Below are 15,463 nucleotides of genomic sequence, written 5' to 3'. Positions count from 1 at the left end.
AACTATTATGAAATCAATTTTAAAAAAGTCAATCGTATTAGTGGTCCTATTAATAGGATTTAATTTTTACGGACAAAGTAGAGACTTAAACAACTTTAAGCAACCAGACCATAGAGGAGTAAATGTATTCGAATCTCCTAAAGACACCGTATCAAATTTTAATGGTGTTAATGTTAGAATTGGAGGGGCTTCAACACTTCAATTTCAAGCCTTGGATAATGAAAATTCCGGTGCTACACCACTGGCAGAGGTTGGAAGTAACTTTAACTTAGCTACGGCAAATTTAGATTTAGATGTTGTTCTTTATGATGGTGTGAGAATGCATTTAAGAACATACTTGTCTTCAAGACATCACCATGAACCATATGTAAAAGGTGGGTATTTTCAAATTGATAAACTAGACTTTGTGAAAAAAGGGTTTATGGAGGACTTGATGAAAAAAGTGACGATTAAAATAGGACACATGGAAAACAACTATGGTGATGCGCATTTTAGAAGAAGTGATAATGCACAGGCCATGCATAACCCATTTATTGGTAACCTAATTATGGATTCTTTTACAACAGAAGTTGGTGCTGAAGTATACTACAAAGCAGATAACGGATTTATAGGAATGGTTGGTTTTACTAATGGAAAATTAAACCAAAGTGTCGAGGAGTCTAATGGGTCTACTGGAGGAGCAGCTTTTTTAGCTAAATTGGGTTATGATAAGCAAATAAACGACGACCTTAGATTTAGATTAACAGGATCTGTTTACAATACGGGCTATGCTCCTAATGTTTATTTATACTCTGCAGACCGTGCAGGAGCAAGATATTATAGCATTATGCAAGACGCAACGGCGACAAGCGATAACTTTAGGGCTGGACGTTTTGATCCGGCTTATAAAAATAAAATAACTGCTTTTATGGTTAATCCATTTTTAAAATATCAAGGTTTAGAAGTATTCGGAACTATAGAGTTAACATCTGGAAGAAGTCTTACTGAAGTAGATAGAAGAAAATCTGAACAATTTGCTGGTGAAGTAATTTATAGATTTGGAAACAACGAAAACCTGTATTTTGGAGCTCGATATAATACTGTAAATTCAGAATTAGCTAGTGGTGACGATGTTTCTATAAACAGATTCCAATTAGGGGCTGGCTGGTTTTTAACTCAAAATATCTTAATGAAAGCAGAATATGTGGTTCAGGAATATAACGATTTTCCTACTGCAAATCTTTTAGAAGATGGTAAATTTAATGGCCTTACTTTAGAAGCCGTAATTAGTTTCTAAACAGCATATTTGTAAATGAGATAAACTAAGTCTAGAGTATGTGTTAATGAAGATTATCATACTTTTAGACTTGGTTTTTTAATTAATAAATAAAAGTACGGCATGAAAAAGATGCTATTTTATATTTTCATTTTTGTAACAATGGCTTTTACTAGCAGCAAAACGGAAACTACTTCTGTAATAATTGCGCCTAGTAGCAAAATTGTTATTAAAGGAAAAACTAATGTTAATAGTTTCGACTGCCAATATAATGTCTTAAATTTAAAAGAGCCAATACCGGTAAATTTTAAGGTATATAACAACAAACTTATTTTTAAAAATACGATTCTAGTCTTAGAATCGAGTGCTTTTGATTGTGGAGGGCCAGGAATAAATACAGATTTTAAAAAGATTTTACAATCGAAAACATACCCGCAAATTTTTATCACATTACAAGAAATTAGTATAGATCCTAAAAATAAAAGCCTAGTAAATGCTCAAATCAATTTAGAAATTGCTGGTATAACAAAACCGTATTCTGTACCTGTAAAACTAGATGGGGAAGATGCCTTAATTATAGAAGGTGTTTTGAGTTTAAATATTCGAGATTTTAATTTACATCCTCCCAAAAAAGCATTAGGTCTAATTGTTGTAAAAGATACTATTGATATTTCTTTTTACTTAAAGGCTCAGGAGTATTCTAAGGTTCATTAATGTTGTACAAACCTAAAAGGTTTAAATCTAATTTTCGACTATTACTTTAAAAGCATTAAAATAAAAACCACTTTTGGTCTTAGACTAAAGGTGGTTTTTTTTAAACAAGAAACTCAGATTTTTAATGTGTTCAACAAAATAAATTATGGCTCATTTAAAATTTTGTAATCCTAAAAACATATTATGTAATTACTAACCTCATTTTTTTACTAATTTCGCAGCTTTAAAATTTACAATATGATTTCAGTTGATAATTTAGCAGTCGAGTTTAGTGGGCACACCCTATTTAGTGATGTATCGTTTACTATTAATGAAAACGATAAAATTGCCTTAATGGGTAAAAATGGTGCTGGAAAATCTACCATGATGAAAATTATTGCTGGTGTGCAAAGCGCAACCCGTGGCAATGTCAGGTGTCCAAAAGATGCTGTAATTGCTTATTTGCCGCAGCATTTATTAACTGAAGATAATACCACTGTTTTCGATGAGGCCTCAAAAGCTTTTAGTCATGTATTTACCTTACGTGACGCAATGGAAGACTTAAATAAGCAGTTGGAAACGAGAACCGATTACGAATCGGATGAATACATGAAGATTATTGAGCGTGTTTCAGATTTAGGTGAAAAGTATTATGCGCTTGAAGATGTTAATTACGATGCCGAAGTAGAAAAGGCTTTAAAAGGTTTAGGTTTTAAACAAGAAGATTTTACTAGGCAAACTAACGAGTTTAGTGGTGGTTGGCGTATGCGAATTGAGTTGGTTAAAATTTTGCTTCAAAAACCAGATCTTATATTATTGGATGAGCCAACAAACCATATAGATATAGAATCGGTTATTTGGTTAGAAGATTTTTTACTTAATAAAGCTAATGCTGTTGTGGTTATTTCTCATGATAGAGCATTTATTGATAATATTACTAATAGAACTATTGAGGTAACTATGGGTAAGATCTACGATTATAAGGCTAACTATTCGCATTACTTACAATTACGTGAAGAGCGTCGTGCACATCAAATTAAAGCTTTCGAAGAGCAGAAAAAGTTTATTGCCGACAATCAAGCCTTTATAGATCGTTTTAAAGGAACATTTTCTAAAACCAACCAAGTAAATTCGCGAGAGCGTATGCTGGAAAAATTAGAGATTATTGAAATTGATGATATAGATACTTCGGCTTTAAAATTACGATTCCCTAAAACGCAGCGTTCTGGCGATTATCCAATTATTGTAAAGGAAATATCTAAGTCCTATGATGATCATGTCGTTTTTAAAAATGCAAGCATGTCTATTTCTAGAGGCGAAAAAGTTTGTTTTGTTGGAAGAAATGGTGAGGGTAAATCGACAATGATTAAAGCTATTTTAAACGAAATAGAAGTAGAAGGCGAATGTGCGTTAGGGCATAATGTTAAGGTGGGGTATTTTGCGCAAAACCAAGCCGCATTATTGGATGAAAGTTTAACCATTTTTCAAACAGTTGATGAAATTGCGCAAGGCGATGTTAGAAAACAATTAAAAAATATTTTAGGTCGCTTTATGTTTAAAGGCGACGCTATTGATAAAAAAGTAGGTGTACTTTCTGGTGGAGAAAAAACGAGGTTGGCTATGGTGAAATTATTATTAGAGCCAGTTAACTTACTTATTTTAGATGAGCCTACTAACCATTTAGATTTAAAATCTAAGGACGTATTAAAAGAGGCCTTAATAGATTTTGATGGGACTTTAGTATTGGTATCTCATGATAGGGATTTTTTACAAGGCTTATCAAATAAAGTATTTGAATTTAAAGATCAACGTGTTATTGAGCATTTCGAAACTATTGATGCTTTTTTAGAGCGAAATAGGATAGAAAGCATAAAAGCTATGGATTTGTAAGTCATTTAATCTTAAATTGTAGCTGTTTTATCTAAAAACTTTTTTTAATCTTTCTAGGAGTTTTCTTTTAATAGGGGTAATAATTATATTTGAGGCATTATTATTATTATTATTACAAATAAACACATTCAATATAGACTGTTTTTGTAATTGTTATGAATCCTAGTCCAGTTCTAATTATTAAAACGGTTTTAGGGAGGCACTAACCTAAGGCATTCTCACTAAAAGCCTAAACGTTAAAAAAGAACTTTACCGTAAATTTTATGTCATGAAAAAGGTGTTAATTATACTTGTCATATGTACGTTTAGCATAAAAGCGCAAAGTAAATTATACCCTAATATTGGTGCTGATATTAATTTGGAGCAAACTATAATTGAAAATCAATTGCATATTTCGCATCCAAAGAATCTTATTACTAGGGTGTTCTTGTATAATAAATCGACCTACGAACGCACAACATTCGAAAACCATTCTAATGCCATTTCAGTAGATTTAAATAACGTAGTAGCAGGATTATACACTGCAATGGTATATACTAATGGAGATGTAATAGTATTAAAATTAGATGTAAAAAACAATGGTTTAATAAAAAGTGTTCAATCTAGCGAAACGGTTGAAAAATCTGAAGAAAAAATTATTAAGTTTTACCGTGTTGTGGCTTCTGTAAACGGTACTAGTACAACTAGGTATAACGTGTTTAGTGAGGCTAGAAAAAATGACTTAATAAAAAAGAATATTTTCGATATTACCACTTATACAGGAAGAAGAAATACGCTTGTACTTTCTGCTGTGTATAGCGATGACAGCGAAGAGGTTATTTATGAAACCGAAGCTCCAAATACTTCTAAATTGTTTATTGAAGATAAAGATTTAGTTAAGGTAAAGGATATTTAAAAAATTAATATAGTTTTTATCTTTAAAAAGCAATTCTTTTAAGCATTACAATAGCGGAAAGTGTTATTTAATTTCGTGCAAAAAGCTTATCTTTATAAGCCTAGTTTCTCCCTTAAAATTGATTGGTTGTTTTCTAATTTAAAACAATTAATATGGAATATTATAGAATTAAATATTTTAAAAAAAAGGAATATATTCCGCGTTGTGTTTCACTTTTAAAAGAATTGCGCCGTGGATTAGATACTAAAATACCTGAACGGCGATTAAATGAAACTTTAATTTTTGGCTCTTGGAATATTAGGGAATTTGACAGTAATAGTAAAAAATTTGGACCAAGAAAGGAAGATGATTTTGTTTATATAGCCGAAATTATTTCAAGATTTGATGTTTTGGCAATTCAAGAAATTAACGATGATCTGGTGCCATTACAGAAAGTTATGAGAATGCTTGGTGATGAGTATGAATATATTCTTACCGATGTAGCTGCTTGGAAAAGTGGTGGCAACAACGAAAGGTTGGGGTTTATTTATGATAAACGAACCGTAAAATTTAATGGTGTAGCAGGCGAACTGGTGTTGCCACAAAATATGTTAATAAGAAATAATGATGGCGTAATTGAACGGCAATTTGCTAGAACGCCTTTTAAATGTTCTTTTCAGGCTGGTTGGTTTAAGTTTAAAGTGACTACGGTACATATTTATTATGGTAAAGACAGCGAAGAATCAAATCATTTTAAAAGGCGTGTTGAGGAAATTGATAAAGTAGCAAAGTTAATTAGTGAAAATGCCGAAAAGGAAGGGGGTAAAAAGGATCCTAGTACAAATTGGTTTAATCCTTACAACTATTTTATAGTTGGCGATTTTAATATTGTAAATGAAAACAATGTAACTTACGATGCGCTTGCAAAGTATGGTTTTGAGACTATAAAAAATAGAAAAGGCTCAAACAAGGACCGTACAAAATTTTATGATCAGATATCATATTACAAAACGTCTAATTTAGATTTTGATTGGAAGGATTCAAACCGATCAACAGGAAAAGATCATAACAATACAGATAGGATATTTAATTTCTTTAATTACATCTATACCGAAGCGCAATTTCCGTTGTTTAAAACTGATATTGTAAATTATATAACACGTAATAAAGCCTCGTTTAAAGAAGATATAGAAGAATTAGCTATTAAAATTGAAGGTATTGAAGCCGAATTAGCCTTAGATACCCTCTCTAAAACACGACGTAAAACCTTAGAACGTCAACTAAAAAAGGCTAATGAAACGCATAACTATACCAAAAACTTAGTTGCTTTAAAGACTGAAGAGCTTACCGATTTTTATTTAAACTCCCCATGGAATACCTTTCAAGTAAGCGACCATTTGCCGTTATGGGCAGAAATTAATATTGATAAAAGCGACGAGTATTTAGATAATTCCTTTTAAAGCAAAAAAAATCCTTACTTTTTACGGTAAGGATTTTTAAATTAATGTTGGCCTACTAGGGCTCGAACCTAGACTCTTTGGTACCAAAAACCAACGTGTTGCCAGTTACACCATAGGCCATTCGTGTAATGAGGGTGCAAATTTAGTATAAAAAAAACTTTGCACAAGTTTTTTTTAAAAAATTTTATCAAAATTTTACGTTTTATTTCAAAACCTTTGGGTATCCGGCATATATGTTAAGACAAACTAAATAGTTAGCGCTCATTTCATATTTATTGTTAAATTCGCCAAAGCAAATAAAAATTCATACAAATGGCAGATGCAAACTATAAAAAATGGAATACCATTTTAGGTTGGTTTTCTTTTTTAATAGCGCTTATAACTTACAGTTTAACCGTTGAACCTACCGTAAGTTTTTGGGATGCAGGTGAATATATATTAACCTCGGCAAAATTACAGGTTGGTCACCCTCCTGGAGCTCCTTTATTCCAAATGCTGGGAGCGTTTTTCTCAATGTTTGCTTTAGAGCCTTCGCAAGTTGGCTTTATGTTAAACATGATGAGTGCTGTTGCTAGCGCCTTTACTATTTTATTTATGTTTTGGACCATTACCTTACTGCTTAAACATTTAGTTGCTGGTAAAAACGACATGTCTCAAGGTAAATCTATGGCTATTTTAGGGAGTGGTTTAGTAGGAAGTTTAGCTTTTACTTTTACCGATTCCTTTTGGTTTAACGCTGTTGAAACCGAAGTTTATGCTATGGCTACGTTAATTATGTCGGTTTTATTCTGGTTAGGCTTACGTTGGGAGCAAGACATGGATACACCTCGTGGTAACCGTTGGCTTATTTTAATTGCTTTTGTAATTGGACTTTCTTTTGGGGTTCACTTTATGGGATTATTAACTATTCCAGCTATTGGACTTATCTATTACTTTAAAAATTATAAAACCATAACCATTCAAAACTTTATAATTGCAAATGTGGCTTCGGTGGGGGTTTTACTATTTGTATTTAAATTATTAGCACCAAACATTCTTAGAATTTTTAGTGCCATGGAAGTGTTCTTTGTAAACACCATTGGTTTGCCCTTTAATTCGGGTTCTATAATTGCGGGAATCGCTTTAGTGGCTATTATTTTTTATGCTTTAAAATATACCCGTCAAAAAAACTATGTCCACTTAAACACGGGTGTTCTTTGTTTAACCTTTGTTATTATTGGGTTTTCTACCTGGTTAATGCTACCTATTCGTGCCAATGCTAATGTGGTAATTAACGAGAATAATCCATCTAGTGCAAGAGAGTTATTAGCCTATTATAATTTAGAGCAGTATCCAGAAACACACTTGTTTTATGGACCTCAATTTACCGATCAATACGCTTATTTAGATGAAAACAATCCCTATGTGGATGATAAACCTAAATATGAGAAAGATGAAGAAAAGGGCAAATACGTTGTTGTTAATAATTGGAAAAATGCCAAGCAGAATTATAATTCCAAACATGCCTCTATTTTACCACGTATGTGGAGTACAGAACATGCCGAAAATTATATGATGTTTTCTGGGTTTTTAGATTTTGAACTCAAGCCAGAATACCGAATGGAAAACGAACTCCGTGCCGCTGTAGGAAAGTTTAGAAACGATGTGGCTCAAGGAGGTATTGATTACGAAGATTATAATGCATTTTTAAAGCAATTTAAAGATTATATTGATATTGAAAAACCATCGCTAGCTAGTAATATCGCTTACCTTTTTGAATATCAATTGGGGTATATGTACTGGCGTTATTTTATGTGGAATTTTTCTGGAAGGCAAGATGATATTCAAGGGCGTTATGATAATCATGGAAACTGGATTTCTGGTATAAAACCTATTGACGAATGGCATTTAGGAATGTCTCAAGACAATTTACCTAGCGATGTTAAAAATAATAAAGCTAGAAATACATATTACTTATTACCTTTAATTTTAGGACTTATTGGCTTCTTCTTTTTATTTAATAAAGACAAAAAAATATTTTGGGTTATGCTTGTGTTTTTCTTGTTTACAGGAATTGCTATACAGGTATATACCAATGTGCGTCCGTTTGAACCAAGAGAGCGAGACTACTCGGTAGTTGGCTCGTTTTATGTGTTCGCACTATGGATAGGGTTTGGGGTTTTCGCTATTTATGATACCCTTAAAACTTATATTCCTAAAAAGCTTGCCGCTCCAATAATTACGGTAGTTTGTTTAATACTAGTTCCGGGAATATTAGCAGCAAACAATTGGGACGACCATGATAGGTCGGATAAATATACAGCCAGAGCCATGGCAAAAATGTATTTAGATTCTTGTGCAGAAAATGGAATTCTATTCACCATAGGGGATAACGATACGTTTGCACTTTGGTACGCTCAAGAAATTGAGGGTTACAGAACCGATGTACGTGTGGTTAACACTAGTTTATTTCAAACCGATTGGTATATAAACCAGATGAAGCGTAAAGCTTACGAGAGCGACCCAATACCTTCGCAATTAACCCATGATTTATATAAGTACGGTACAAATGACTATATTATAATTCAACAAGTTATTAACGACACGTTAAATGTTAAGCAGTTTTTAGATTTTGTTGGTAGTGATAACCCAAAAACAAAATACAAGTATGTGTTGCAGCAACGTGGTATCGATTTATCGAATGTAAGAGAGCAAGATGCAAATGCAACCTATTTGCCAACACCATATTTACGTGTTCCTGTAAATAAAGAAAACGCTTTAAAATCGGGAATTGTAAAACCTGAAGACGCCGATAAAATAGTATCTGAAATTAATATAAAAGTTTCTGGTGGTGCACTTTATAAAAACCGTTTATTAATGCTGGATATTGTTGCCAATAACGATTGGAAACGTCCTATTTACTTTACTGGTGGTAGTTTTGGCGACGATGATTATATTTGGATGAAAGACTACTTGCAGTTAGACGGTATGTGTTATAAGCTAGTGCCTATTAAAACACCTGTGGATAGAGCTAACCCTTTTGATATGGGACGTGTAGATAGCGATTTAATGTATGAGAAGGTTAAAAACTGGGATTGGGGTAATAGCGGAAGTCCAGATATTTATCATGATGTGGAAACGCGTAAAAATTCAATTACTTACAGAGGGAATTTAGCACGCTTAGCAGAGCAGTTAATCAATGAAAATAAGTTAGATAAAGCTGAGGAAATAGCAGATATAGCTATGGAGAACATGCCTGTACAATATTTTGGGTATTACACGCTTTTAGAACCTTTTATAGGTGCGTATTACGAAGTTGGTAATAAGGAAAAAGCGCAACGTTTATTTAAGGAAGTGGCTAATAAATACCAGGAAAACTTAGCGTATTACAGTAGCTTGAAGGTCGCTGAGCAAGAGCGTTTATTTGAAGAGATTTATACCGATATACAACGTTATAAAGGTTTGGTTGATGTTTTAATAAGATATGATGTTGAATTTGCTAAAACCGAAGGTGATATTTTTAACAATTACCTAAGGGCTTTCAATCATTTTTATGGCGATGAAGCACCGGAAAGTCCTGTTAGATCAGATGCTGATATTCCTGAAGATAGTGGCTTACCGGTAGAAAGCGATAGCCTAAATTAATTAATCTTATTTAAGCGTGGGCTTAACACCAATAAAAACGCCTGTAGTAGTTAAGAAGCTATTCCCGAATTATATTTGGGAGGTGCCTACTACCAAAAAGGTTATTTATTTAACTTTTGATGATGGTCCAACACCAGATATTACCAAGTGGACATTAAAGGTTTTAAAACAATACAATGCTAAGGCTACTTTTTTTTGTATTGGCAATAATGTTGAAAAGTATCCTGAGATTTTCCATGAGGTTTTAAAAGCAGGTCATGCCATTGGAAATCATACAAACAACCACATAAAAGGTTGGAAAACGAGCTCGAAGGATTATGTGAATAATATCGACTTGTGTGAGTCTTTTTTAAAGAAACAGGTTTCAAATTCTAAGACTGAAAAGGTTATGCAAACAGGCTTAACTACAAACCTTTTTAGGCCACCTTACGGCCAAATAACGCCCAAACAAGGTAAAGCTTTAATAGGCTTAGGTTATAAGGTAATTATGTGGGATGTGTTGTCTTTTGATTGGGATAAAAACAGGAGTCCAGAAACCTGTTTACAGCATGTACTATCTAAAACCACGGCGGGTAGTGTTATTGTTTTTCACGATAGCGTAAAGGCATCTAAAAACATGCAATTTGCCTTACCTAAGGTATTGGCTCATTTTAGCCAAAAAGGGTATCGATTTGAGATGTTGAACGCTTCGCTCCTTTAAATGACTTTTTTAGCCTTAACACCTACTTGTTTGCCAAATTTATAGCTGATTTTGTTGTGTTTTGGTTTTGCGTTAGGGATTGAAACGGCATCCTTTTATTTTTACAAACCTGTATAAGCAGGTTTTAGGCTAAACGCTTTGCTAGTTTATGGTTAAGTGTAAGAGTTACTACAATAAAAAATACAGTGTAAAGCCCGCCCCTTTTTGAGTAACCTACCGGTAGGCAGGCGCCCAAAACATGTAGATCCTACGTTATTAACGTGTTATTTAAAGTCTTGAAGTAAATCTATAAGCGTATTGGCATCCTGCTCGCCACTTTGGCGCCATTTCATTTGGCCATCTTTATAGATAATAAGTGTAGGTGATGATTTTACACGTAAAGCTTCGGCAAGTTCTTTATTTTTGTCTACATCAATTTTTATAACTTTTGCTTTATCGCCAAGTGCAGCTGCAACATCTCGTAATACAATATGCATAGCTTCTGCTTCTTCGTTATTTTCCGTATAGAAATCTAGTAAAACTGGAATTTCGACATCTATAAGTTCCCCAAATTTTGACATACTTTATTTTTTATTAGTCAAGAGTGCTTTGTACAAACCTACGTAATTTTTTAATATTACATATTTAAGCAGTGTAATATTGTCTGTTTAGCTTTGTATAATTATAAAAATAAGCAATTTCTTTATAAATACAAGGCTTTACATTATGATTTTGCTGTGCCTTTTTTAAGTTCAATAACCGTTACTTCTGGCCATATACCAACGCGCCCCGGATAGCCTAAATAGCCAAAGCCTCGGTTTACATTTATATATTGTCCCAGTTCCTTATAAATGCCTGCCCAGTATTTGTAGCGCCATTTTGCAGGACTCCATTTAATCCAACCTGGTATTTCTATGCCAAACTGCATGCCATGGGTGTGGCCGCTTAGGGTTAAATGGTAATTGTAATCGTCTTTAATAACCTCTTCTTCCCAATGCGATGGGTCGTGGCTTAAGAGTACTTTAAAATCGGTGGTAGTAAGGTTTTGGGCAGCTTTTTTTAAATCGCCTGCTTTTTTAAATCCGCCTTTCCCCCAGTTTTCAACACCTACAATGGCAATGCGTTGTCCGTTTTTTTCAATAAATCGGCTTTCGTTTAAAAGTAAATCGAAGCCCATATCCTTTTGGATTTGTATTAGGCTGTTTAGGTTTTCTGTTTTGGCTTCTGGAGTTGGCCAATCAACATAATCGCCATAATCATGATTTCCCAAAACCGAAAACACACCATCTTTAGCTTTAAGCGTGCCGAAAAGTGATTTCCAATCTTGCATTTCGGAGGCTTTATTATTTACCATATCGCCGGTAAAACAGATGATGTCTGATTCTTGCTCGTTGATAAGGTTAACGCCATACTCTATTTTTGCCTTGTTATCGAAACTTCCGGAATGGATATCGCTAATTTGTGTGATTTTATAACCATCGAAAGCCTCTGGTAAGTCTTCAAAATGTAAGGTGTAGTTTAAAACTCTAAATCGGTATTTACCACGGTACATACCGTATAATAGGGCTGTAAATGGAATAGCAGCTAGACCTAGAGCTACCTGGCTTATAAATTTACGTCTAGAAGGCAAATAGAAGTTGTCGTTTTTAGTCACTATTTTATCATAAACACTAATAATACTTCTAAGAATATCCTCGCCTAATAAAATAGGCACCAAAACCATGTTAAAAGATATAAATGCAAGCAAAAAACCAAAGGCATAACTTTTGGCAGGGTTTAACACTCGGCCTTCGGAGTACACGGTAAACTGAACGATAAAATTAGCAGCAACAAAGAGTGTTAGTGCGATAAATATATAGTGAATCCAACTGTTTTTAGTTACCGTTTTCATGGCCTGAAAACCGTAATAGCTAATTATAAGGTAGAAAACAATAAATAGGATCCAGCGTAACATTTTTCTTTTTTATTCAAAGATACTAGTAATATAAAGGATCTTTTTAAATGCATTACTATTTTAACTTATACTTAAGATTTAGAATGATAAAGAAAGAAATCCAAATCTCTTAATGGATATTTTAAGCATAACTTTTCGTAGTTTTGATATTCTATCAAAATAAACAAAATGTCCGATAACAAACGCGTATTTTTAGTTGATGCTTTTGCATTAATTTTCCGTGGCTATTATGCCTTTATTAAAAACCCAAGAATAAACTCCAAAGGTCTAGATACCTCGGCTATTATGGGGTTTATGAATTCGCTTTTAGATGTTATAAAACGAGAACGCCCAGACCATTTAGCCGTTTGTTTTGATAAGGGCGGAAGTGCTGATCGTGTGGAGATGTTCGAAGCTTACAAAGCCAATAGAGACGAAACCCCAGAGGCTATAAAAATTGCGGTGCCCATTATTCAGGACATTTTAAAGGCCATGCATATTCCTATTATGGTAAAAGACGGTTTTGAAGCCGATGATGTTATTGGAACCTTAGCTAAGCAAGCCGAAAAAGAAGGTTATCAAACTTTTATGGTAACACCAGATAAAGATTTTGCGCAATTGGTAAGCGAAAACATATTTATGTATCGCCCTGTTTTTGGTGGTGGTTACGAAACTTGGGGCATACCAGAAGTTCAGAAAAAATTTGAAGTTACCGATCCTCTGCAAGTTATTGACTTTTTAGGGATGATGGGCGATGCCAGTGATAATATACCAGGCTTACCTGGTGTTGGCGAAAAAACAGCTAAAAAATTCCTAGCCGCTTACGGCAGTATGGAAAACCTTTTTGCCAATAGCCACGAGCTTAAAGGTAAAATGAAGGAGAAAGTTGAAGCGAACCAAGAGTTAGGCTTGTTATCCAAAAAATTAGCGACCATTATGCTTGATGTGCCGGTGGAGTTTGATGCTAAAGATTTTGAATTAGACCAACCCGATATCCCGAAGGTAGTCGAGATTTTTCAGGACTTAGAGTTTAGACGTTTAATAGATAATTTTACTAAAACATTTTCGGTTGAAGGGCAAACTGCTACAGCTACCGTTACAGCTTCAGAAAATGCAGCTCCTAAAGAAGCACCAAAGGAAGTGGCAAATGCTGGAGCAGGCCAATTTAGTTTGTTTGGAGGCGACCCAAATTCCGCGGAAGCGCCAACCAAAACAGATACCTATACCAGAAAAACGGCACAAACGGTATCGCATTTTTACCAAAGTGTAGCACCAGGAATGGCTACCAAATTGTTTATTAAAAACTTAATGAATCAAACGGCGGTGTGTTTTGATACTGAAACCACAGGCTTAAACCCGCTAACGGCAGAGTTGGTAGGTATTGCATTTTCATGGGAAGTAGGCAAGGGGTTTTATGTACCGTTTCCGGAAGATAAAGCCGAAGCACAAGTCATTATTGAAGACCTAAGATGCTTTTTTGAAGCCGAAAACATTCAGAAAATTGGTCAGAATTTAAAATACGATATTAAAGTATTAGCCAAATATAATGTTGAGGTAAAAGGGCCGTTGTTCGATACGATGTTAGCGCATTATTTGATTAATCCGGATATGCGACACAATATGGATGTATTGGCAGAAACCTACCTAAACTACACGCCAATTTCTATTACCGAGTTAATTGGTAAAAAGGGAAAAAATCAATTATCGATGCGCGAAGTGCCCTTGGAACAGCAAACGGAATACGCCGTTGAAGATGCCGATATTACCCTTCAGTTAAAAGAGCATTTTGAAAAAGAATTGGGCGAAGCCAATACACAGAAATTATTTGATGATATTGAAGTGCCACTATTACGTGTGCTAGCAGCCATGGAGTTAGAAGGTGTTAATTTGGATGTGGCGTTTTTAAATTCGCTATCGGAAGCTTTAAATAACGATATAAATACCCTAGAACGTAAAATTTATGAGGTTGCTGGCGAAGAATTTAATATTGCATCGCCAAAGCAATTGGGTATTATTTTATTTGAAAAACTGAAACTAGTTGATAAGCCTAAAAAAACCAAAACAGGGCAGTATAAAACGGGCGAAGATATTTTATCGTCCTTAGCCAAAGACCATGAGATAATTAAAAACATATTGGATTACCGTGGGCTAGCAAAACTAAAAAGCACCTATGTTGATGCATTACCGTTACAGGTAGATGCCGCTACGGGTCGGGTACATACAGACTATATGCAAACTGTGGCCGCAACAGGCCGTTTAAGTAGTAATAACCCTAATTTACAGAATATTCCAATACGTACAGAACGTGGTCGCCAGGTGCGAAAGGCCTTTATACCACGAAGTGATGAGTATACCTTATTAGCTGCCGATTACAGCCAAATAGAACTGCGTATAATAGCCGCTTTAAGTCAGGAAGAAACCATGATTGAAGCCTTTAAAAACGGCGAAGATATTCATGCCTCAACCGCATCGAAAGTATTTGGCGTGCCTATAGAAGAGGTAACCCGCGAGCAACGTAGCAACGCCAAAACCGTAAACTTCGGTATTATTTATGGGGTGTCTGCTTTTGGTTTAAGTAACCAAACCGATTTATCTAGAGGTGAAGCCAAAGAACTTATCGATACCTATTATGAAACCTACCCAAAACTAAAAAAATACATGAGCGAGCAGGTGGATTTTGCACGCGATCATGGGTATGTAAAAACGGTGTTAGACAGAAGGCGTTACCTAAAAGATATAAATTCTAGAAATGCTATGGTGCGCAGTGCTGCCGAACGTAATGCCGTAAATGCGCCGATACAAGGTTCTGCGGCCGATATTATAAAAATAGCCATGATTAACATTTACAATAAGCTTGAAGCCGGTAACTATAAAACCAAAATGCTATTGCAAGTACATGATGAATTGGTGTTTGATGTGTATAAGCCAGAGCTTGAAACCATGAAAACCCTTATTAAAACCGAAATGGAAAATGCCTTTGTTATGGATGTACCTTTAGATGTTGAGGTCGATACAGGTGTAAACTGGTTGGAAGCGCATTAATAGCTTATAATTT

10 protein-coding genes and 1 tRNA gene are annotated in these 15,463 nt (G+C 34.5%); 8 read left to right on the top strand and 3 right to left on the bottom strand.

The window, feature by feature from the left end; genetic code table 11:
• Positions 1-7: 7 nt before the first annotated feature.
• The 5 genes from ABJM36_RS11795 to ABJM36_RS11775 all read left to right on the top strand — a co-directional run bounded on the left by ABJM36_RS11795 (position 8) and on the right by ABJM36_RS11775 (position 6,172).
• Complete coding sequence (locus tag ABJM36_RS11795; RefSeq protein WP_348451644.1) at positions 8-1,276, top strand: hypothetical protein; 1,269 nt, start codon at positions 8-10, stop codon at positions 1,274-1,276.
• 102 nt (positions 1,277-1,378) lie between these two features.
• On the top strand, positions 1,379-1,969 hold the full coding sequence (locus ABJM36_RS11790) for a YceI family protein (protein WP_348451643.1): 591 nt from the start codon (positions 1,379-1,381) through the stop codon (positions 1,967-1,969).
• 237 nt (positions 1,970-2,206) lie between these two features.
• Positions 2,207-3,838, top strand: coding sequence for an ABC-F family ATP-binding cassette domain-containing protein (locus ABJM36_RS11785; RefSeq protein WP_348451642.1), 1,632 nt, complete (start codon positions 2,207-2,209; stop codon positions 3,836-3,838).
• 268 nt (positions 3,839-4,106) lie between these two features.
• A complete protein-coding gene (locus ABJM36_RS11780; protein ID WP_348451641.1) occupies positions 4,107-4,733 on the top strand; it encodes a hypothetical protein in 627 nt (208 codons plus the stop codon).
• A gap of 152 nt (positions 4,734-4,885) precedes the next feature.
• Entirely contained in the window at positions 4,886-6,172 is a 1,287-nt protein-coding gene (locus ABJM36_RS11775; RefSeq protein WP_348451640.1) for an endonuclease/exonuclease/phosphatase family protein, read from the top strand.
• Between the two features lie 47 nt (positions 6,173-6,219).
• On the opposite strand, the gene ABJM36_RS11770 is transcribed toward ABJM36_RS11775, so the two are convergent.
• Positions 6,220-6,292, bottom strand: a tRNA-Gln gene (locus ABJM36_RS11770).
• Positions 6,293-6,484: 192 nt separating this feature from the next.
• Between ABJM36_RS11770 and ABJM36_RS11765 the strand changes: the two genes are divergently transcribed.
• Together ABJM36_RS11765 and ABJM36_RS11760 are read left to right on the top strand one after the other, a co-directional pair.
• Positions 6,485-9,796: a DUF2723 domain-containing protein gene (locus tag ABJM36_RS11765; protein ID WP_348451639.1), complete on the top strand. Its 3,312-nt coding sequence runs from the start codon at positions 6,485-6,487 to the stop codon at positions 9,794-9,796.
• 16 nt (positions 9,797-9,812) lie between these two features.
• The gene (locus ABJM36_RS11760; protein WP_348451638.1) at positions 9,813-10,496 is read left to right on the top strand and encodes a polysaccharide deacetylase family protein; all 684 of its coding nucleotides are present in this window, start codon (positions 9,813-9,815) and stop codon (positions 10,494-10,496) included.
• Between the two features lie 263 nt (positions 10,497-10,759).
• Here the strand turns inward: ABJM36_RS11760 and ABJM36_RS11755 are convergent, their stop codons facing one another.
• Both ABJM36_RS11755 and ABJM36_RS11750 read right to left on the bottom strand, forming a co-directional pair.
• Positions 10,760-11,056: a thioredoxin family protein gene (locus ABJM36_RS11755; RefSeq protein ID WP_348451637.1), complete on the bottom strand. Its 297-nt coding sequence runs from the start codon at positions 11,054-11,056 to the stop codon at positions 10,760-10,762.
• Positions 11,057-11,199: 143 nt separating this feature from the next.
• Positions 11,200-12,429 (bottom strand): metallophosphoesterase, encoded by a 1,230-nt coding sequence (locus tag ABJM36_RS11750; protein ID WP_348451636.1) that lies wholly within the window; start codon positions 12,427-12,429, stop codon positions 11,200-11,202.
• Positions 12,430-12,597: 168 nt separating this feature from the next.
• Between ABJM36_RS11750 and polA the strand changes: the two genes are divergently transcribed.
• A complete protein-coding gene (polA, locus tag ABJM36_RS11745) occupies positions 12,598-15,450 on the top strand; it encodes a DNA polymerase I (protein ID WP_348451635.1) in 2,853 nt (950 codons plus the stop codon).
• Positions 15,451-15,463 lie beyond the last annotated feature (13 nt).

This window comes from Algibacter sp. (assembly GCF_039977455.1).
Lineage (GTDB): Bacteria > Bacteroidota > Bacteroidia > Flavobacteriales > Flavobacteriaceae > Algibacter_B.
The sequence above is the reverse complement of the archived record's forward strand: the minus strand, read 5'-3'. Positions and strand labels throughout refer to the sequence as shown.

Coding starts and splice junctions, on each gene's coding strand:
- ABJM36_RS11790 (WP_348451643.1), top strand. CDS start 1,379: ATGAAAAAGATGCTATTTTATATTTTCATTTTTGTAACAATGGCTTTT.
- ABJM36_RS11785 (WP_348451642.1), top strand. CDS start 2,207: ATGATTTCAGTTGATAATTTAGCAGTCGAGTTTAGTGGGCACACCCTA.
- ABJM36_RS11765 (WP_348451639.1), top strand. CDS start 6,485: ATGGCAGATGCAAACTATAAAAAATGGAATACCATTTTAGGTTGGTTT.
- polA (WP_348451635.1), top strand. CDS start 12,598: ATGTCCGATAACAAACGCGTATTTTTAGTTGATGCTTTTGCATTAATT.
- ABJM36_RS11755 (WP_348451637.1), bottom strand. CDS start 11,056: ATGTCAAAATTTGGGGAACTTATAGATGTCGAAATTCCAGTTTTACTA.
- ABJM36_RS11750 (WP_348451636.1), bottom strand. CDS start 12,429: ATGTTACGCTGGATCCTATTTATTGTTTTCTACCTTATAATTAGCTAT.
- ABJM36_RS11795 (WP_348451644.1), top strand. CDS start 8: ATGAAATCAATTTTAAAAAAGTCAATCGTATTAGTGGTCCTATTAATA.
- ABJM36_RS11775 (WP_348451640.1), top strand. CDS start 4,886: ATGGAATATTATAGAATTAAATATTTTAAAAAAAAGGAATATATTCCG.
- ABJM36_RS11780 (WP_348451641.1), top strand. CDS start 4,107: ATGAAAAAGGTGTTAATTATACTTGTCATATGTACGTTTAGCATAAAA.